13 protein-coding genes, 6 tRNA genes and 1 rRNA gene are annotated in these 19,530 nt (G+C 44.1%); 6 read left to right on the top strand and 14 right to left on the bottom strand.

Going from position 1 to position 19,530, the window contains the following annotated elements:
• Positions 1–58: 58 nt before the first annotated feature.
• The 10 genes from AB4589_RS20745 to AB4589_RS20790 form a co-directional block, all read right to left on the bottom strand.
• Positions 59–1,075, bottom strand: coding sequence for an SPOR domain-containing protein (locus tag AB4589_RS20745; RefSeq protein ID WP_372101609.1), 1,017 nt, complete (start codon positions 1,073–1,075; stop codon positions 59–61).
• 188 nt (positions 1,076–1,263) lie between these two features.
• The gene (locus tag AB4589_RS20750) at positions 1,264–2,202 is read right to left on the bottom strand and encodes an ABC transporter permease (protein ID WP_004735541.1); all 939 of its coding nucleotides are present in this window, start codon (positions 2,200–2,202) and stop codon (positions 1,264–1,266) included.
• A gap of 2 nt (positions 2,203–2,204) precedes the next feature.
• A complete protein-coding gene (locus AB4589_RS20755; protein WP_009848074.1) occupies positions 2,205–3,182 on the bottom strand; it encodes an ABC transporter permease in 978 nt (325 codons plus the stop codon).
• Between the two features lie 181 nt (positions 3,183–3,363).
• The gene (locus tag AB4589_RS20760) at positions 3,364–4,917 is read right to left on the bottom strand and encodes an ABC transporter substrate-binding protein (protein WP_009848075.1); all 1,554 of its coding nucleotides are present in this window, start codon (positions 4,915–4,917) and stop codon (positions 3,364–3,366) included.
• A gap of 94 nt (positions 4,918–5,011) precedes the next feature.
• On the bottom strand, positions 5,012–6,739 hold the full coding sequence (locus AB4589_RS20765; RefSeq protein WP_009848076.1) for an ABC transporter ATP-binding protein: 1,728 nt from the start codon (positions 6,737–6,739) through the stop codon (positions 5,012–5,014).
• Positions 6,740–7,587: 848 nt separating this feature from the next.
• Positions 7,588–7,664: transfer RNA gene (locus tag AB4589_RS20770), tRNA-Pro, on the bottom strand.
• A 55-nt stretch (positions 7,665–7,719) separates the two neighbouring features.
• Positions 7,720–7,795: transfer RNA gene (locus AB4589_RS20775), tRNA-His, on the bottom strand.
• 45 nt (positions 7,796–7,840) lie between these two features.
• Positions 7,841–7,917 (bottom strand) — tRNA-Pro (locus AB4589_RS20780).
• A gap of 77 nt (positions 7,918–7,994) precedes the next feature.
• Positions 7,995–8,070, bottom strand: a tRNA-His gene (locus AB4589_RS20785).
• A 47-nt stretch (positions 8,071–8,117) separates the two neighbouring features.
• Positions 8,118–8,194 (bottom strand) — tRNA-Arg (locus tag AB4589_RS20790).
• Positions 8,195–8,491: 297 nt separating this feature from the next.
• Between AB4589_RS20790 and AB4589_RS20795 the strand changes: the two genes are divergently transcribed.
• Complete coding sequence (locus AB4589_RS20795) at positions 8,492–8,905, top strand: cytochrome c5 family protein (protein WP_269337761.1); 414 nt, start codon at positions 8,492–8,494, stop codon at positions 8,903–8,905.
• 86 nt (positions 8,906–8,991) lie between these two features.
• Here the strand turns inward: AB4589_RS20795 and rep are convergent, their stop codons facing one another.
• A complete protein-coding gene (gene rep, locus AB4589_RS20800) occupies positions 8,992–11,010 on the bottom strand; it encodes a DNA helicase Rep (protein WP_012602966.1) in 2,019 nt (672 codons plus the stop codon).
• 151 nt (positions 11,011–11,161) lie between these two features.
• Between rep and AB4589_RS20805 the strand changes: the two genes are divergently transcribed.
• The 4 genes from AB4589_RS20805 (at position 11,162) to ubiK (ending at position 16,409) form a co-directional block, all read left to right on the top strand.
• Positions 11,162–11,779 (top strand): TetR/AcrR family transcriptional regulator, encoded by a 618-nt coding sequence (locus AB4589_RS20805; protein ID WP_009848082.1) that lies wholly within the window; start codon positions 11,162–11,164, stop codon positions 11,777–11,779.
• 18 nt (positions 11,780–11,797) lie between these two features.
• Positions 11,798–12,904, top strand: coding sequence for an efflux RND transporter periplasmic adaptor subunit (locus AB4589_RS20810; protein ID WP_009848083.1), 1,107 nt, complete (start codon positions 11,798–11,800; stop codon positions 12,902–12,904).
• A gap of 11 nt (positions 12,905–12,915) precedes the next feature.
• Entirely contained in the window at positions 12,916–16,038 is a 3,123-nt protein-coding gene (locus AB4589_RS20815) for a multidrug efflux RND transporter permease subunit (RefSeq protein WP_009848084.1), read from the top strand.
• A gap of 119 nt (positions 16,039–16,157) precedes the next feature.
• Entirely contained in the window at positions 16,158–16,409 is a 252-nt protein-coding gene (gene ubiK / locus AB4589_RS20820; RefSeq protein WP_371710733.1) for a ubiquinone biosynthesis accessory factor UbiK, read from the top strand.
• Positions 16,410–16,625: 216 nt separating this feature from the next.
• On the opposite strand, the gene ilvC is transcribed toward ubiK, so the two are convergent.
• Entirely contained in the window at positions 16,626–18,110 is a 1,485-nt protein-coding gene (gene ilvC, locus AB4589_RS20825) for a ketol-acid reductoisomerase (protein ID WP_372101610.1), read from the bottom strand.
• Between the two features lie 146 nt (positions 18,111–18,256).
• Here ilvC and ilvY point away from each other — a divergent pair, with 146 nt between their 5' ends.
• A complete protein-coding gene (gene ilvY / locus AB4589_RS20830; protein ID WP_371710732.1) occupies positions 18,257–19,147 on the top strand; it encodes an HTH-type transcriptional activator IlvY in 891 nt (296 codons plus the stop codon).
• Between the two features lie 116 nt (positions 19,148–19,263).
• Here ilvY and AB4589_RS20835 read toward each other — a convergent pair.
• Both AB4589_RS20835 and rrf read right to left on the bottom strand, forming a co-directional pair.
• Positions 19,264–19,354 (bottom strand) — tRNA-Ser (locus AB4589_RS20835).
• Positions 19,355–19,423: 69 nt separating this feature from the next.
• Positions 19,424–19,530: ribosomal RNA gene (rrf, locus tag AB4589_RS20840) — 5S ribosomal RNA — on the bottom strand; the annotation flags it as partial.

The raw sequence follows: 19,530 nt of genomic DNA on the forward strand, positions 1-19,530 counted from the left end.
TTAAACGATCGGCATTACAGCAATGGCTGAGGCTTATTTGGTATTACGCACGTCTTCGTTATTTCACACACATCACATTAAGTAGTGAGGAGCCTTTAAGCTGGTTTACGTTACCGTTAGTAAACAGGCCTTTTTTATCTGCTCCCCAATAAGGTAGATGCATTGGCCAGTTCTGATTTTCCATGACCTTCGACCCTAAGAGACTTTGCCACTGCTTTTCAGTCAACAGCGTCATATTAATCTTATCACATACTAATTCGGCACTGTCGTAATCGAGTCGGCTCCAAGGTTTACCTTGCTCCATATAAAACTGTTGTTCATCACCTAAAAGATAAGGAATCGCATATTTACTACCCGCAACACTCGCTGTCATGCGTATTTCAATGTTCAGATCATTGTCTGAATTTGCACCATGACTAGGGAAAGCTTGAATGGCAGCAGCACTCGCGACTGCAGTTTTTTGAGCAGCAGCACTCGCGACTGCAGTTTTTTGAGCAGCAGCTATCGGCTTCGGCGCTGGTTTCGCTGCTACTTTAGCCTTAACTGGGGCTTGATGCTTAACCGTTTTTGGCTCTGCCGTTTTTGACTTCATTGCTTTGGTCACGACCGGTTGTGAAGAAGAGGTCTTCGATTTATCAACCATACGAATAAAGGCTTCGCCATAGCCAGAAACCTTACGTACCTGAGCTAAGTCTTTTCTCGCATCAGAGAAAGTAGAATAAGGACCAATTAGGCAGCGATAGTCTCCACCTTCGGGCTTCATCCATACGTTAGTTGAAATCTTCTCATACAATGGCTTTGCTTTGCTCAGTGACAAAGGCTTATTCAACAAACCACATTGAACCCAAAACAGCTCATTATCTGAATGATGTTTAGGCGCTTTACTGCCCCAAACACCTTTACCAATCGGACATGATTGTTCTAGCTGTGGTAACTGATTGGTGCTTGCCTGAGTCGCATCGCATAGAACCGATTCGGCATTAACTTGGCTTGATACCAACAGGGATGCAGCAATAAGCCCCATACGATAATTTCTAACCACAGCACGACATACAACATTCATTGTCAACTTCATAACCACCACTTAAACCCTCTAGGGGCTAATTATTACCGAACAAATGTCGATAAAACATGAATTCCATTTTAAGTACTATTGACTCTATCAATGGTACTAAGTTCCAAATTCATTAAGCAAAAAAAGAGCCGTAATTGCTTACGACTCTTAGTTTAGTGATTTTTTTTACTAAAAATCAAACTGAACTATCACCCTTTATAGATTTTCGGGTTAAACACGTCACGTAACCAGTCGCCTAGTAGGTTGATAACTAGAACCAATGTCACCAAAAGCACACCTGGGAATGCAGTGATCCACCATGCTCCTGAGAAGATGTAGTTAAAACCAGTACTAATCAGAGCACCCAGTGAGGGTTGGTCGACTGGAAGGCCTAAACCTAGGAAAGAAAGTGCCGCTTCTGACATGATGGCATTTGCCACCTGTACTGTAGAGATAACCAAAATCGGTGATAAACAGTTAGGCAGAATATGACGGAACATGATACGAGGTGCTCTAAAGCCCATCACACGTGCCGCTTCTACGTACTCTTTCTTCTTCTCTGCTAATACTGATGCACGAATAGTACGCGCATACTGCGGCCATTCTGCGATACCAATGATCACCACCAGCATCACCACAGCGTATTGTGCATAAAAATCACTCCCGAAACTTGCCTTAAAGATGGCCGAGACAATGATCGCAACCATCATGGTTGAGAATGAAAGCTGAACATCTGCGAAGCGCATCAAGAAGCTATCAATACGGCCACCGAAGTAACCTGCAGACAAGCCAATGATAATACCAAGCGTCAGTTGTAGACCTACCGCTAAGAAACCAATGGTCAGTGATAGACGAGAACCGTAAAGCATAGTCGATAAAATATCACGGCCTTGCTCATCCGTTCCTAACAAGAAACGTTCTTCGCCGTCTTCCATCCATGATGGTGGCAGCTCTGAGTCCATGATATCAATCGATGTCACGTCGTACGGGTCTGTTGGCGCTAGAATAGGGGCAGCTAGTGCCATCACTAAGAAGATTGAGAAAATGGCGAAACTCACCATTGCCACTTTGTCGCGTAAGAAGTAATACACAATGTCTGATTGCTTAAAACGTTCCCAGCGAGACGGCACTGTCGATGTCTGTTCCATGATTATGCTCCTTTCCCTGTGATGTTAACGGTTGGGTTGATAACACCGTAAAGCAAATCAACAATTGTGTTAGTCACGACGAAAATAAGACCAACAAAAATAACGTATGCGGTAATCAGCGGAGTATCCACTCGGTTAATCGCTTCTAAGAATAAGAAACCTGTACCTGGCCACTGGAAAACCGTCTCAGTAAGAATGGTGTATGCCACCATAGTACCAATCTGAACACCACCAACGGTAAGTACCGGTAGCATGGTGTTTTTCAATGCATGTTGGTAATAGATTTTGTTTAGCGCTAGGCCTTTCGCTTTACCAAACTTAATGTATTCAGAACTTAGAACTTCTAACATTTCAGAACGAACTAGACGAATAAACAGCGGCAGCATGATAGATGCTAGAGCAATACTCGGCAGTACTAAGTGTGCAAGGCCATCTAGCGTTAAGAAGCCAGACTCCCAACCAAACCAGTTGGCCGTATCACCACGTCCAAATGACGGCAGCCAACCGAGCTCGATAGAGAACACATACATCAGCATGATTGCAGTTAAGAAAACAGGAACCGAGATACCGACACTACTGCCTGCCATAATCAATTTGGTAAAAAAGCTTTTTGGGTGAATCGCAGAGTAAACGCCGAGTGGGATCGACATACAAACAATAATTAAAGAAGCACCAAATACCAGCTCCAGAGTTGCCACTAGTTTATCTAGAATCACATCAACTGCAGGTCGCTTAAAGAAGTATGAAGTACCAAGATCACCCTGTAGAGCTGCGCCTACAAAGCGAGAGTATTTTGTAACGAAGGGATCATTTAAGCCGAGTTCATCGCGTAGCGCTTGACGCTCCGCCTCTGAAACAGATTGACCGACTAACTCACGTAACGGGTCGCCCAGGTTATCCTGAATGGCAAACGCCACCAAACTGATCACAAACATCACTATCAGTGCCTGAAACAGGCGCTTGACCAGAAACGTAACCATTCCTTGCCCCTTATCTATCCATGACTATCTAATCGAAATCCGCGACTAGACAACAAAAAAATTCAGTCTTAAAAAAGGTATTTAGCCAGACTGAAGGAAGACCAAATACCGAAACTTAAATCTATATCTTAATAATATTGAGAGCCTGAAAGCTTCAGGCTCTCGATTCTAGCAAGCTAGATTATTTTACAACTAGGTCGCCGAAGTAAGGCATAACCATTGGGTTTACTACGTCTGCTGCACCTACGTTAGATTTCGCACCCCACGCTTCACTCTGCCAGTGTAGAGGAACGAAGACTGCATCGTTGTAAAGTGTTGCTTCAACGCCTTTCAGCATCTTAGAACGCTTAACTGGGTCAGTTTCAGTATTAGAAGCTTCTACAATCGCATCCATTTCTGGGTTTGAGTAGCCAGAACAGTTGTATTGACCACGGCCAGTCTCTTCGTTACGAGTCATTGTTAGGAACTCGTTGAAGTTAGCTGAATCTTCAGTATCTGAGTGCCAGCCGATCATCATCATGTCTGCTGAACATAGATCAAATTCTGGCCAGTACTGTGCTTTAGGCATTGTCTTAAGATCAACTTTGATACCAATCTTAGACAGCATTGCCGCAGACGCTTGCGCAACTTTCGCATCGTTCACGTAACGGTTGTTAGGCGCTGCCATAGTTAGTGTAAAGCCGTCTTCGTAGCCCGCTTCTTTCATCAGCTCTTTCGCTTTTTTCAGATCGTAACGAGGAACTAGATCTTCGTTGTGACCCGCGTAGCCTGTTGGGCTCTGCTGACCAGCAGCTGTCGCGAAACCTTTCATGATTTTCTTAACAATACCTTCATTGTTAATCGCATGAACGATTGCTTGACGAACGCGCACATCTTTCAGTGCTTCGTTGCTGTTTTGGTTCATTTGGAACGTAATGATACGAGTACCAGGTAGCGTTACTAGATCGATGTTCTTAGCTTTTTTAACACGCTTGTGATCGTTTGGCGCAACAGGGTGAATCATATCAACGTCGCCAGAAAGAAGTGCTGCTACACGCGTTGCATCTTCTTTGATTGGCACAAGTGTTAGCTTGTCTACGTTACCTTCAGTTTCTGTGTCCCAGTAATCGTTGAAACGCTCGAACGTTACTTTAACGCCTTGCTCACGCTGCGTTACGATAAATGGACCAGTACCAGAAACGTTAGTCGAAGCAAACGAGTTACCGTGCTTAACTAGCTCAGATTTGTCATTACCTTCCGCTGTTTGACCAGAGTAGAACTTGCTGTCCATTGGGAAGATGTAGGTTGCTGTTTGTAGTACTAGTGGGTAAGCCGCTTTTGATACTAGCTCAACTGTGTAGTCATCCACTTTTACCATTTTTTCGTATGGCGTGAAGATAGACTTAAAGTCTGGAGAAGCTTGTAGACGTTCAAAAGTCCACACAACATCATCAGCAGTCAGTTCGTTACCAGAGTGGAATTTCACGCCTTTACGTAAGTTAAAGCGGAAAGTCGTTTCATCAACACGCTCCCAGCTAGATGCTAGGCGGCCTTCAAAATCCATCTCTTGAGTGAAACGTACTAGAGGGTCAAACACCATGTGAGACATTTGCAGTGTGCCACCAGACAGCTGCTCGTGCGGGTCAAGTGATACCGGGTCAGCTGCGTAGCCAACGGTAATATCTGCTGCTGCTGCACTAAAGCTTAGGCCAGCTGCCATTAAAGCTACTGCTAATTTGCTTTTCATGGTTTTCATTGCATAACTCCTTCATGCGGGAATCCAGATCCCTAGTTGTTGTATTTGCGTCTGTTTATTGTTTTTAGCAAGCTAAACTCCAGCCTGCTGATTTTTATACCGCGGCTTGTGCCACTGCTTTTTCTTCTCTTAAACCTGTAAATTCAGGCATTAAAGAAATTAGGTGTTTGCTGTATTCATGCTGAGGCGATTGGAATAGCTGCTCAGTTGGCGCTACTTCCAATAGTTCTCCCATTTGCATCACACCAACACGATCACACATTTGGCGAATAACCGGTAAATCGTGACTGATGAACAGCATGGTTAGGTTGAGCTCGTCTTGTAAATCTTTTAATAGGTTAAGGATCTGAGCCTGAACCGACACATCCAGCGCCGAGGTAGGTTCATCACAAATCAAAAGACGTGGACGAGTTGCCAAGGCGCGAGCGATAGAAATACGCTGACGTTGGCCACCTGAGAATTCGTGTGGGTATTTAACCCCAGCCATCTTGCCTAAACCAACGTGCTCTAGCAGGTCGTTAACGATCTGACGAGTTTCATTCTCGTTACGCGTCAGTTTATGGAATCGGATCGGCTCAGCAATGATGTCGAATATCTTCATTCGAGGGTTCATTGATGTATAAGGGTTTTGGAAAACCATCTGCATTTGACGACGCATTGGGCGACGTTCTTTTTCAGATTTAAGTCCCGTAAGATCAACGCCTTCAAACGTTACCTTACCTGAGTTAGGTGCGTACAAACCAGCAATCACACGAGCAATCGTTGATTTACCCGAACCAGATTCACCAACAAGACCAAAAGTTTCACCTTCGTGTACTTCAAAGCTCACGTTGTTTGACGCCTGAACGTACTCACGACGACTCTCAAAGAAAGAATCCTTGGTAGTAAAGCGCAAGTTTACGTTTTCAACATTCAACAGTGGACCAGTGTAATCACGGTGGTCTTGGCTTTGACCTAACCAGTGGTTTTTCACATCAAGTGGTTCCATCTCATGTGCTTCTTCGATGTAGCTCACAAGAGGAAAACGATCAAGTTTACGATCTGAACGCGGAACCGCGGAGATAAGACTGTGCGTGTAAGGGTGTTCAGGAGTACCAAGGACTTTCGCCGTCGGACCAAACTCAACCAAATCACCACGATACATAACGGCTACGCGATCGGTAACATTAGATACCACACCCATGTCGTGCGTGACCAACATACAACCTACATTCTTCTTAATACATAGGTCGCGAATCAAACCCAAGATCTGATCTTGAATAGAAACATCCAGTGCGGTTGTTGGTTCATCAGCGATGATTAGGTCAGGTTCACCTGCCAGTGCGATCGCGATAACAACACGCTGACGCATACCACCAGAGAATTGGTGTGGGTACTGCTTTAAACGGTTTTCTGGTTGCGGAATACCAACTTGGTTCATCAAATCTAATGAGCGCTGGTAGGCTTCTTGATCCGAAACCTTCATGTTGGCATGAATCGTCTCTTTTAACTGCTGTTCTACTGTGAATAGAGGATTAAGAGAAGTCATTGGATCTTGGAAGATAAAACCAATCTTTGAGCCGCGAACAGAACGCATCTGTTCAGGAGATAAGCCTGAAACTTTTTCACCATCCAGAAATACCTCGCCGCTAGCAATGCGACCAGGAGGGCTCAGCAAATCGATCACAGCATTACCTACTGTTGATTTGCCTGCACCAGACTCGCCTACAACGCCAACAATCTCACCACGTTCAATGTTGAACGAAAGTGATTTCACTGCGGCGTGAACTCCATGACGAGATGGGTATTCGATACGAAGATTTTTTACTTCTAAAAGTGACATTACCAGACCTCTACTGCTTTGGCAGCTTTCTGCCCTGTCTGCAAAATTGAATCCATTCTTACCAGAATATTGTTCTGATATTTTATACGGTTGACAATCTGGCAAATAATTCACAGAAAAGCAACAAAAATAGGATAAAAAGTCGACATTAAACGCTTAGCAAGTAAAAATGCCACATAAGTATTCACTCGAATAGCATATAGTAATAAAAACCAGCATTATATTTCCAATAATAAATACTCACAAACCCCTTACTACTGCGTACTTGTAGAGTTAAACATATCATTCAAAGCACATATCCCCACCAATCACCAAGATCAAATAATTATTCCAAAAAACAATTAACACTATAGAAACAAACGCTAACTTTACCAATTTAAGCAAACAAAACAACCAGACAAAACCAACCTAACCACACATTCAACCATATGAATTATTTTGATAAATACAAACAAGAAAAACGAAAGACTCAATAAATCAAAGGATTTTTTAAACAACAAGATTCGAAGAAATCTGTCAAATACAGGCCTTAGAGAACATATTTAACGTCAAATTTCACTTTTCATAAAAATCCTTAGACCAAACCTATTAATTTGTCGAATGATTGATGGTTAGTTTTATATAAAATTAGATATCGATCTGCACATTTGATAAAGCAAATCGCTCCGTATAAGCACCATAATGAAGATAAAGGGTAAGAGCCTGCCTTGTTATATGGAGGGGGGAGATTTACGGAGGTGACATCAGGCAAGATGTCGAAGCGGTTGAAGTCCCAGCATTCAAAATTGAGGATTACTGAAACGAGAGATGTAAAAAAGCCCCGTCATTCCTGACGAGGCTTCTTAAGGTGGTCGGTGAAGAGGGATTCGAACCCCCGACCCTCTGGTCCCAAACCAGATGCGCTACCAAGCTGCGCTATTCACCGAGACGTTTCGTTTGATTTCTCAAACAGGGAACTTCAATGAAGTTACCAAAATTAATGGGGTGGCTAACGAGATTCGAACTCGCGACCACCGGAATCACAATCCAGGGCTCTACCAACTGAGCTATAGCCACCACTAATCTTTTATATAACCGCTTAAAAAGCGATTATTGAAATAGTGGTCGGTGAAGAGGGATTCGAACCCCCGACCCTCTGGTCCCAAACCAGATGCGCTACCAAGCTGCGCTATTCACCGACTAATTTTGTATCGACTCTTGGGAAGAATGAATCAACACTGGAAGCCGAAGCTACCGATATTTTGTAAAGAAAGAATGGGGTGGCTAACGAGATTCGAACTCGCGACCACCGGAATCACAATCCAGGGCTCTACCAACTGAGCTATAGCCACCATTATTTCTTTTTGCCAATTCTCACTTACCTAAGTAAGAGACCGGATGGCGCGCCTGAAAGGATTCGAACCTTCGGCCTTTGGCTCCGGAGGCCAACGCTCTATCCAGCTGAGCTACAGGCGCATGCCCTGTCGGCGGAGTGGAATAATACGTATATCACCTTATGCCGTCTAGTACTTTTTTAACTTTTTTTTCTGTTTGGTCTCTTTTTCGACAGTTAATATGTGATAAACCCCTTATTTGAGTACTACAACCCACCGCAGCTTATAAGTTGTTGTTTATTGCAACAACTTATCGGGATATAATCACCCATTATTTACATTGGTTTAACAGTTGCTCTTTGCTGATAAAGCCAAAACACCCTTCCAACACTATAAATTGGTAAGCATGTACTTACCTTGGGAATGTAAAGTGAGTTTAATGGATATGTCTCGTCGAATTTTAAGCGTTGTCATCGCAGTTTTAACCTTTTCAACTGGCGCTATGGCTTCAGGCCTAAGCGAAGCAGAGCAAGATGCTATTGCTGAACGCATCAAACCAGTTGGCCAAGTTTACCTAGTCGGCAGCGAGCCAGTAGTCGCAGAACCAACAGGCCCTCGTGATGGCGCAGCAGTTTACGGTACCTTTTGTATCGCTTGTCACGCATCTGGCGTAAGTGGCGCACCTAAAACAGGAGATGCTGGTGACTGGGGTCCTCGTATTGCCCAAGGTCGCGACATCCTAGCTGACCACGCAATCAACGGCTTCAATGCTATGCCAGCGAAAGGTTCATGTATGGACTGTTCCGACGACGAAATCAAAGATGCTATCGAGCACATGATTGCTGGCCTGTAATTTGCCGATCTGTAATTAAAAATACCAAATTCAAAAAAGGTGACCTCATGGTCACCTTTTTATTGGTCTCGATTTAGAGCCAAACATCACTTCTTATTGAACATCGCACGAATGTTGGCAATGTGTGCCTGCCCTTTCTCCATTCGTTCTTCTGCGGATTGAGGCTTCTTCACGCTTTCCCACTCCACATCTTCATGCGGCAGTTCATCAAGGAATCGGCTTTGTGTTGGCTTTATCAATTCGCCATACTGACGACGTTCACGACACTTAGTGAAGGTCAGCTCTTTCTGCGCTCGAGTAATCCCTACATACATAAGACGACGTTCTTCTTCTACGTTACCTTCATCGACACTGGTTTGGTGTGGCAAGATACCCTCTTCGGCTCCCATCAGGAACACATACGGAAACTCTAGGCCTTTCGATGCGTGCAATGTCATTAATTGAACTTGGTCTGCATCGTCATCATCTTCACCACGCTCCATCATGTCACGTAGCGTTAAACGTTGAACCACCTCTCGTAGGGTCTTCTCTTCTTTGTCGTAGTTGTCACCCTCAAGGTCAGCAACGATCCAACTATAAAGATCAGAAACGTTCTTCATTCTCATCTCTGCAGCTTTCGGGCTTGCCGAGGTTTCGTACAACCAATCTTCATAGTTAATATCACGAACTAAAGAGCGAACAGCCTCAACGGTATTGCCACGTTCAGCATTATCAGAAATACGAACAATCCAATCGCTGAAACGGCGCAGGTTTTCTAAACCACGACCAGTCAAAGTTTGCTCTAAACCCATCTCAAAGCTGGCTTCAAACAAGCTCTTGCCACGCATGTTGGCGTAGCTGCCTAACTTCTCAAGCGTCACCGGGCCAATCTCACGACGTGGTGTGTTTACAATACGTAGAAACGCGTTGTCATCATCAGGGTTCACCAACACGCGGAGGTAAGCCATGATGTCTTTAATCTCAGCTCTAGCGAAGAAAGAGGTACCGCCAGAAATTTTGTAAGGCACACGGTTCTGCATCAACGCTTTTTCAATCAAGCGAGATTGGTGGTTACCACGGTACAGCACTGCGTAATCTTTATATTCTGTGCGATTCAAAAACTTGTGAGCGATGATTTCACCTGTAATACGCTCTGCTTCATGCTCTTCATTCTTAGCATTCAGTACCTTGAGCTTTTCACCGTCCGGGATCTCAGAGAACAGTGACTTTTCATAAACGTGTGGGTTATTAGCGATCAAGATATTCGCTGCACGCAAAATTCGACTCGTTGAGCGGTAGTTCTGCTCTAATTTGATCAAGCGTAAGTTAGGGTAGTCCTCACCTAACAGCACCAAGTTTTGCGGTTTTGCACCACGCCATGAGTAAATAGATTGGTCATCATCGCCTACCACAGTTAAACGACCGCGTTCACCCACGAGTAAACGAACCAGTTCATATTGACTGGTGTTGGTATCTTGATACTCATCGACAAGTAAATAGCGAATACGAGACTGCCAGCGCTCACGCACTTCTTGATTGGTTTTCAGAAGCAATACTGGCATCGCAATCAGATCATCAAAATCGAGCGCGTTGTATGCCTTCATCTGTTTCTGATACATCTCAAAACAGAATGCAAACAACTGCTCTTGTTCGCCTTGAGCTCGAGCTTTCGCCTGATCTGGCGTCAGCATGTCATTCTTCCAATTCGAAATGGTGCTCATTAAAGCACGCAGCAGATCCTTATCACCATCGATCTGTCTCTCTGTTAGCTCTTTTAATAGCGCCAGCTGGTCTTGGTCATCAAATAGAGAGAAGCCCGCTTTCAGACCCAGCGCTTTGTATTCACGACGAATGATAGTTAAGCCCATGGTATGAAAAGTCGAAACGATCAGGCCTTTCGATTCACCTTTACCCAGAGTTTGCCCCACACGTTCTTTCATCTCGCGTGCCGCTTTATTGGTAAAAGTTACCGCTGCAATATTGCGTGCCTTGTAACCACACTCTTGAACCAAGTAAGCAATCTTATTCGTGATAACACGTGTTTTACCCGATCCAGCGCCTGCTAATACTAAACAGGGGCCCGAAACATATTTCACGGCTTCATCTTGTCTTGGGTTCAGTTTCATTTGGTTCTCAATTTGGTCTGTCGGGGCGAATTCAATTGCGCGCCTATAATAATGCTGCAACACCTCGAATGCTACGCTCTCTTATGCAAGAATTTTATAGCACATATGAAAAACTATGTTGCACTTATGTATGGGTCTTAGGCTATAATGAATGAACGTTCATTCATTAGTGAGTATATTATCACTGTCTGGTTTTTATTCTATGATAGATAAAAGACAACAAATTATAGATGCCGCCGAAAAACTGATTGCTGAATCAGGCTTTCACGGACTTTCTATGCATAAACTAGCTAAGGAAGCAGGAGTTGCGGCTGGAACTATTTATCGCTACTTCTCAGACAAAGAAGAACTATTACAACAAGTTCGCTTAGCTGTCACTCAACGAAATGCTGGTTTAATTCAGCAAGGCGTTGAAGATTCGATGAGTCTAAAAGAACGATTTAGAAAAATGTGGCTCAACATTTTCGAGCTCTCGGGATCAAACATCTGCAATTTAAAGAATAGAGCTCAATACGACTCTTTACCTTGTATTCGCAGCCATGAGACCAAAGAGATTGAACGAAAAATGTTCCACAAAATAGATCAACTCTTTACTGAAGGTAGAGAGCAAGGGGTGTTTAAGCCTCTAGAAAACCCTGTTTTAGCAGCACTTAGCTTAGAAGTCAGTGTCACGCTGGCCCGTAAGCAATCTCTTGGATATTACCAACTTGATAAAAAAGCCATTGAAGCGGCGATTGAAGCAAGTTGGGATGCGATTATTACACACTAATTTGGAGTTCTAACTAGAATGAAAAAGTGGACTTTCTTCATGTTACTCATCGCTGTACTACTTTTCGGCAGCGTTATTGGGTTTAACATGTTTAAACAACAAAAAATTGCTGAGTTTATGGCTAACCGACCTGAGCCAGAGTTTCCAGTAACGGTAACAGAAGTTCAACCTATCGACTGGGTTCCTGTGATCGAAGCTATCGGCTTCATCGAACCTAACCAAGGTGTAACACTAGCGAACGAAACCAGCGGTGTTATTGACCAAATATCTTTTGGTTCTGGTACTGATGTTAAAAATGACCAACTTCTTGTTCGTCTTGATTCTGGCGTAGAAAAGGCAAATCTAAAGAGCTCTGAAGCTCGCCTACCTGCGGCAAAAGCAAAATACAAACGCTACCAAGGTCTTTTTAAGAAAGGTTCTATTTCTAAAGAAGCATACGATGAAGCAGAAGCAAACTTCTACTCTCTATCTGCTGATATTGAAAGCCTAAAAGCATCTATCGAACGTCGTGAAATTCGTGCTCCTTTCGATGGAAAAGTGGGCATTCGTAACGTTTACCTAGGTCAATACCTGCAATCAGGTACGGATATCGTTCGTTTAGAAGATACCAGTGTCATGCGCCTGCGCTTCACGGTTTCTCAAACTGATATATCTCGCATCCATGTGGGTCAAGCTATCGACATCTTTGTTGATGCCTACCCAGAGAAGCCATTTGAAGGTTCTATCAGTGCAATCGAACCAGCAGTAAGCATCCAAAGTGGTCTTATCCAAGTTCAAGCAGATATTCCAAACAATGATGGCAAGCTTCGTAGCGGTATGTTCGCTCGTGCTAACATCATTCTGCCTAAGCTAGAGAACCAAGTTACTCTTCCTCAAACAGCGATTACTTTCACTCTATATGGTGACAATGTTTACATCTTAACTGAAGAAGACGGAGTTCAGCGTGTTGCTCAACATGTTGTAAAAGTAGGTGAGCGTACGGCTGATATTGCACACATCCTTGATGGTGTAAAAGCTGGCGATACAGTTGTAACTTCTGGCCAAGTACGCCTAAGTAACGGCGCCAAAGTTAAAGTTGTTGAAAGTGATGCAATCACTCCACCATCTGAAACACCTAAGCTGTAACTGGAGGCACAATGCGCTTTACTGATGTTTTTATTAAACGTCCAGTTCTAGCGGTATCCATCAGCTTTTTGATTGCTCTGCTTGGCTTACAAGCAATCTTCAAAATGCAGGTGCGTGAATACCCGGAAATGACGAATACCGTGGTGACAGTCTCAACTGGTTACTATGGTGCAAGTGCCGATCTTATCCAAGGCTTTATCACCCAGCCCCTCGAACAGGCTGTGGCTCAAGCGGATAATATCGATTATATGACATCTTCTTCTGTGCTAGGTAAATCTACGATTACCGTGAACATGAAGTTGAACACCGACCCGAATGCGGCATTGTCTGACATACTGGCCAAGACAAACTCGGTACGTTCTCAGCTACCTAAAGAGGCTGAAGATCCAACCGTAACCATGTCTACCGGTTCAACAACCGCTGTACTCTATATTGGTTTTACCAGTGACGAATTGGTATCGAGCCAAATTACCGACTATCTAGAGCGTGTAATCAACCCGCAGCTATTTACGGTTAATGGTGTATCTAAAGTTGACCTATATGGTGGTATGAAATACGCACTGCGCGTATGGCTAGACCCATCAAAAATGGCGGCGATTGGTCTGACTGCATCTGATGTAATGACGGTACTGAACGCTAACAACTACCAATCAGCTACGGGTCAAGCGACCGGTGAGTTCGTGCTTTACAACGGCAGTGCCGATACTCAGGTATCAAACACTGAAGAACTAGAGAATCTAGTCGTGAAAAGCGGAGAAGGTGAGATCATTCGCCTATCCGATATCGCGAAGGTTTCTCTTGAAAAAAGTCACGATGTTTACCGAGCAAGTGCTAACGGCCAAGAGGCGGTTGTAGCTGCGATAAATGCGGCGCCAAGTGCGAACCCTATCAACATCGCTGCTGATGTACTGGAACTTCTTCCTCAACTAGAGAAGAACCTACCAAGCAACATCTCAATGAACGTCATGTACGATTCAACCATTGCGATTAACGAATCAATTCAAGAGGTTATTAAGACCATCCTTGAAGCGGCATTAATCGTATTGATCGTGATTACCTTATTCTTAGGTTCATTCCGAGCGGTACTGATCCCTATTATTACTATCCCACTGTCTTTGATTGGTGTGGCAATGGTAATGCAGGCAATGGGTTTCTCTTGGAATCTAATGACACTATTGGCAATGGTACTTGCCATCGGTCTAGTGGTAGATGATGCGATCGTAGTACTTGAGAACGTCGACAGGCATATCAAGCTCGGCGAGTCCCCTTTCCGTGCAGCGATTATCGGTACCCGCGAAATTGCGGTGCCTGTTATCGCAATGACGTTAACGCTAGGTGCGGTATATGCTCCAATTGCGATGATGGGTGGTATTACAGGCTCGCTATTTAAAGAGTTTGCATTAACCCTAGCTGGTTCGGTTTTCGTATCAGGCATTGTGGCACTAACGCTCTCGCCAATGATGTGTTCAAAAATGCTGAAAGCTCACGCTGAGCCAAGCAAGTTTGAGCAGAAAGTTCATAGCGTGCTAGATGGCATGACTAACCGTTACGAGCGCATGCTTGGTGCGGTCATGCAACATCGTCCAGTATTTATTGGTTTTGCTATCATCGTATTTGCAAGTTTACCGTTGTTGTTCAAATTCATCCCTAGTGAGCTAGCACCTTCAGAAGATAAAGGTGTAATCATGTTAATGGGTACAGCACCGTCGAATGCAAACTTAGACTTCATGCAAAATACCATGAACGACGTAAACCAGATTCTGTCTGATCAGCCAGAAGTTGCTTACGCACAGGTATTTACAGGTGTGCCAAATGCAAACCAAGCATTTGGTATCGCGTCTATGGTTCCTTGGAGCGAACGTGAAGCAAGCCAATCAGACGTAGCAAACCGCGTTGGTAATTTGGTGAAAGATGTTCCAGGAATGGCGGTAACTGCATTCCAAATGCCAGAACTACCCGGTGCTGGTTCAGGCCTTCCAATTCAGTTTGTCATAACAACGCCAAACAGTTTTGAAAGCTTGTTCCAAATTACCACAGACATTCTGGCTGATGTCTCTTCAAACCCGTTGTTCGTATATTCAGATCTCGACCTGAACTACGACTCAGCAACCATGAAGATCAACATCGACAAGGATAAAGCAGGCGCATATGGTGTGACCATGCAAGATATCGGTATCACGCTCGGTACCATGATGTCAGATGGCTACGTAAACCGTATCGACTTGAATGGCCGTTCTTACGAGGTAATTCCTCAAGTTGAACGTAAATTCCGTTTGAATCCAGAGTCAATGAACAACTACTACGTACGTGCTGCAGACGGCAACGCTGTACCACTAGGCAGTTTGATTACGATTGATGTTGTGGCAGAGCCTCGCTCTCTTCCTCACTTCAACCAATTGAACTCGGCTACGATTGGTGCGGTACCGGCTCCAGGCGCTGCAATGGGTGATGCAATTGCATGGTTTGAAGACACGGCAGCGAATAAGCTTCCAAGTGGCTACAACCATGACTACATGGGTGAAGCACGCCAATACGTAACAGAAGGTAGCGCACTTTACGCGACCTTTGGTTTAGCTCTGGCAATCATCTTCTTGGTATTGGCGATTCAGTTTGAATCACTGAAAGACCCACTGGTTATCATGGTATCTGTACCACTGGCGATCTGTGGTGCCCTAATAGCTCTGGCTTGGGGCGCGGCAACGATGAACATCTACTCGCAAGTTGGTTTGATCACCTTAGTCGGCCTGATTACCAAGCACGGTATCTTGATTTGTGAGGTTGCGAAAGAAGAGCAGCTGCACAATCAAAAAACTCGTATTGAAGCGGTAATGGAAGCAGCGAAGGTTCGTCTTCGTCCAATCCTGATGACAACGGCTGCGATGATCGCGGGTCTAATCCCACTGATGTACGCAAGTGGTGCGGGTGCGGCTCAGCGTTTCAGTATTGGTATCGTAATCGTTGCTGGTTTAGCAATTGGTACTCTATTCACGCTATTTGTACTGCCAGTGATTTACAGTTACTTAGCTGAAAAACACAAACCTCTACCTGTATTTGTTGAAGACAAAGACCTAGAAAAACTAGCTCGCGTCGATGAAGCAAAAGCAGCGCACAGAGAATTAGCTGATAATAAGTAATCACTAAGTCGTAATAACAATAAAAAGGCTACTTCGGTGGCCTTTTTTTGTACGCCATAGGCGACATCGCAAGTGTGATTAAATAGAATAGTGGTAAATATTCAGGAGTTTTAATTGATATGTTTGATCCAAAAAAACTAGAGCAGATTGCTAAGCAGATCCACGATTCTATGCCTCAACCAGTAAAAGAGCTTGGTTCAGATGTAGATCAAAAAGTTGGCCAGGTTATCCAAGGCCAACTGAACAAGCTAGACGTTGTAAGCCGTGAAGAGTTTGATGTTCAAACACAAGTACTACTGCGCACTCGCCAAAAGCTGACTGAAATGGAACAAAAGCTAGCGGACTTAGAAGCAAAGATTGCCGACAAGTAAGCGTAAAGAAAGAAAACTGAAAGTCTACGAAGACTGAACAAACAATGTTCATTTTATTGATTTTTAAGACTTTGTTACTAAAAGCAAAAAGGCTTGGTCAACGGCGACCAAGCCTTTTTATTAGATGTTGTGTTGCTTATTTATAACTCCAACCTGTAAGGAGCTAGTGATACTGCTTTGCTTTTTCTACAAATTTATCAGTATCTAAGCGACTAATTAACCGCCTACAGCGATACGCTTCATGTCGCTCATGTAGCTACGTAGCTCTTCACCGATGTACTCGACAGGGTGGTTACGGATAGCTTCGTTTACTTCAATCAGCTTAGCGTTATCTACTTGGTTAGACGTTTCACCTAGACCGCGACCGATTACGTCTGTTGCTACTGAAGGTATGAACTGCTCACGTAGTAGCGGTGTTGCTACGTTAGCGAATAGGTAGTTACCGTACTCAGCAGTATCAGAGATTACAACGTTCATTTCGTAAAGACGCTTACGAGCAACTGTGTTTGCGATTAGTGGAAGCTCATGTAGAGATTCGTAGTAAGCCGACTCATCGATGATGCCTGATGCCGTCATAGCTTCGAATGCTAGCTCAACACCGGCGCGAACCATAGCAACCATTAGGATGCCGTTGTCGAAGTACTCTTGCTCTGAGATTTCTACGTCAGAAGCTGGGTAGTTTTCGAATGCTGTTTCGCCTGTCTCTTCACGCCAGCCTAGTAGGTTCACGTCATCGTTCGCCCAGTCAGCCATCATTGTGCTAGAGAAGTGACCAGAGATGATGTCATCCATGTGCTTGTTGTAAAGCGGACGCATTAGGTCTTTTAGCTCTTCAGAAAGCTCAAACGCTTTAACTTTAGCAGGGTTAGATAGACGGTCCATCATGTGAGTTACACCACCGAACTTAAGTGCTTCAGTAATCGTTTCCCAACCGTATTGTAGAAGTTTACCTGCGTAGCCTGGTTCGATGCCATCAGCAATCATCTTCTCGTAAGATACGATAGAACCCGCTTGTAGCATGCCACATAGAATAGTTTGCTCACCCATAAGGTCAGATTTAACTTCAGCTACGAATGAAGACTCTAGGCAACCTGCACGGTGGCCACCAGTACCTGCAGCCCAAGCTTTAGCGATATCCCAGCCTTCACCTTTAGGGTCATTTTCTGGGTGAACAGCGATCAGTGTTGGAACACCGAAACCACGCTTGTACTCTTCACGTACTTCAGAACCTGGACACTTAGGTGCAACCATTACAACGGTAAGGTCAGCACGTAATTGCATGCCTTCTTCAACAACGTTGAAACCATGAGAGTAACCAAGAGCAGCGCCTTCTTTCATTAGAGGCATTACTGTCTCAACAACATTAGTGTGTTGCTTGTCGGGAGTAAGGTTAATAACTAGGTCTGCTTGAGGGATTAGCGTTTCGTAGCTACCAACTACAAAGCCGTTTTCGTCAGCATTCTTGAATGATTGACGCTTCTCATCAATTGCAGCTTGGCGTAGAGCGTAAGATACGTCTAGACCAGAATCTCGCATGTTTAGACCTTGGTTTAGGCCTTGAGCACCACAGCCAACAATGACGATCTTCTTGCCTTCAAGGTATTCAGCTTCAGTCGTAAATTCTTCACGATCCATGAAACGGCAGCGACCTAATTGGTCTAGTTGCTCACGAAGGTTTAATGTATTGAAATAGTTAGCCATTGTAGGGCACTCCTTTAAAAATAAGTCCGTAAGGTCGATATCTCTCTATCGAATGACTTCATACTAAAACAGACACTCCGTTGCTGAAAGTGATATATTCACAATTAGTTATTGCAATAAACGCAACATGGAAACGATCGCAAAACATGAACATAAAATCTCTACAATTATTTATACATTTATGTGATAGCAAGAGTTTCAGCAAAACAGCTGCTGCTATGCACGTCAGTCCTTCTGCCCTTAGTCGTCAAATACAAAAGCTTGAGGAAGAAACAGGGCAAGAACTGCTTATCAGGGATAATCGAAGTGTTGACCTCACACCAGCAGGGAAACATCTGTTACCTGTGGCATTGAACATCGTTGGCGAGTGGCAGCAATATAATCTCCACCTAAAAGGCGGAGAACAGGAGCTCAAGGGTGAGATCCGCATTTTCTGTTCCGTAACAGCAAGCTACAGCCACCTTCCTGAACTCATTACCGAATTCAGGGCTATTCATCCGTATATTGAGTTTAAGCTATCTACCGGTGATCCAGCGCAATCCATCGACAAGATCCTGAATGATGAAGCTGATATTGCTATTTCAGCTAAACCAGATATTTTGCCTTCAAGATTAGAGTTCGAAACCATCAGCGATATACCACTGTCAGTAATCATCCCATCCGGTGTCAGTAGCTTTAGTCTGCAGCTGCAATCCGAAAAACCAAACTGGAATGAAGTGCCTTTTATCATTCCCGAAGCAGGCACTGCCCGTGAACGTGCGAATGCATGGTTCAAAAGGATGAAGATTAAGCCCAACATTTACGCACAGGTATCTGGGCATGAGGCGATTGTAAGTATGGTTGCGCTAGGTTGTGGAGTGGGTATTGCTCCTGATGTAGTAATTAACAACAGTCCTGTGAGAGACAAGGTCGATCGCTTAAAAATAGAACCTATCAAACCCTTTGAATTAGGTGTCTGCTGTAAACGATCTCAACTTGAGAACCCACTGATTAGAGCGTTTTGGCAAGTAGCCGAAGGAAAATATCTCCCTGACTAGTTAACTTTAGATATGCTGGTTAAGAGAATAATAGAGAGCACGTTAGTGCTCTTTTTTGTTTTTCTAAATAGCAGATATGAAAAAGCCCGCTGATTTCTCAGCGGGCTTTTCAATGGTGGTGGAGGGATAGGGATTTGAACCCTAGAACCGCTATTAACGGTTGCCGGTTTTCAAGACCGGTGCTTTCGACCACTCAGCCATCCCTCCAACAAATTGTCATCAACAGATTTGTGCACTGTTGAAGTTGTCATTTGCTATGCAAACAACGAATTTAAAGCCTGGCGATGTCCTACTCTCACATGGGGAAGCCCCACACTACCATCGGCGCTATTGTGTTTCACTTCTGAGTTCGGCATGGGTTCAGGTGGGTCCACAATGCTATG

Source organism: Vibrio sp. 10N.222.49.A3 (assembly GCF_041475145.1).
Classification (GTDB): Bacteria; Pseudomonadota; Gammaproteobacteria; order Enterobacterales; family Vibrionaceae; genus Vibrio; species Vibrio tasmaniensis_A.

What these genes read in the sequence shown, in the direction of transcription:
- rep (WP_012602966.1), bottom strand. Translation starts at nt 11,010, where the DNA reads ATGAAACTGAACCCAAGACAAGATGAAGCCGTGAAATATGTTTCGGGC.
- AB4589_RS20750 (WP_004735541.1), bottom strand. Translation starts at nt 2,202, where the DNA reads ATGGAACAGACATCGACAGTGCCGTCTCGCTGGGAACGTTTTAAGCAA.
- AB4589_RS20795 (WP_269337761.1), top strand. Translation starts at nt 8,492, where the DNA reads ATGGATATGTCTCGTCGAATTTTAAGCGTTGTCATCGCAGTTTTAACC.
- ilvC (WP_372101610.1), bottom strand. Translation starts at nt 18,110, where the DNA reads ATGGCTAACTATTTCAATACATTAAACCTTCGTGAGCAACTAGACCAA.
- AB4589_RS20745 (WP_372101609.1), bottom strand. Translation starts at nt 1,075, where the DNA reads ATGAAGTTGACAATGAATGTTGTATGTCGTGCTGTGGTTAGAAATTAT.
- ilvY (WP_371710732.1), top strand. Translation starts at nt 18,257, where the DNA reads ATGAACATAAAATCTCTACAATTATTTATACATTTATGTGATAGCAAG.
- AB4589_RS20755 (WP_009848074.1), bottom strand. Translation starts at nt 3,182, where the DNA reads ATGGTTACGTTTCTGGTCAAGCGCCTGTTTCAGGCACTGATAGTGATG.
- AB4589_RS20805 (WP_009848082.1), top strand. Translation starts at nt 11,162, where the DNA reads ATGAACGTTCATTCATTAGTGAGTATATTATCACTGTCTGGTTTTTAT.
- AB4589_RS20810 (WP_009848083.1), top strand. Translation starts at nt 11,798, where the DNA reads ATGAAAAAGTGGACTTTCTTCATGTTACTCATCGCTGTACTACTTTTC.
- AB4589_RS20765 (WP_009848076.1), bottom strand. Translation starts at nt 6,739, where the DNA reads ATGTCACTTTTAGAAGTAAAAAATCTTCGTATCGAATACCCATCTCGT.
- AB4589_RS20760 (WP_009848075.1), bottom strand. Translation starts at nt 4,917, where the DNA reads ATGAAAACCATGAAAAGCAAATTAGCAGTAGCTTTAATGGCAGCTGGC.
- AB4589_RS20815 (WP_009848084.1), top strand. Translation starts at nt 12,916, where the DNA reads ATGCGCTTTACTGATGTTTTTATTAAACGTCCAGTTCTAGCGGTATCC.
- ubiK (WP_371710733.1), top strand. Translation starts at nt 16,158, where the DNA reads ATGTTTGATCCAAAAAAACTAGAGCAGATTGCTAAGCAGATCCACGAT.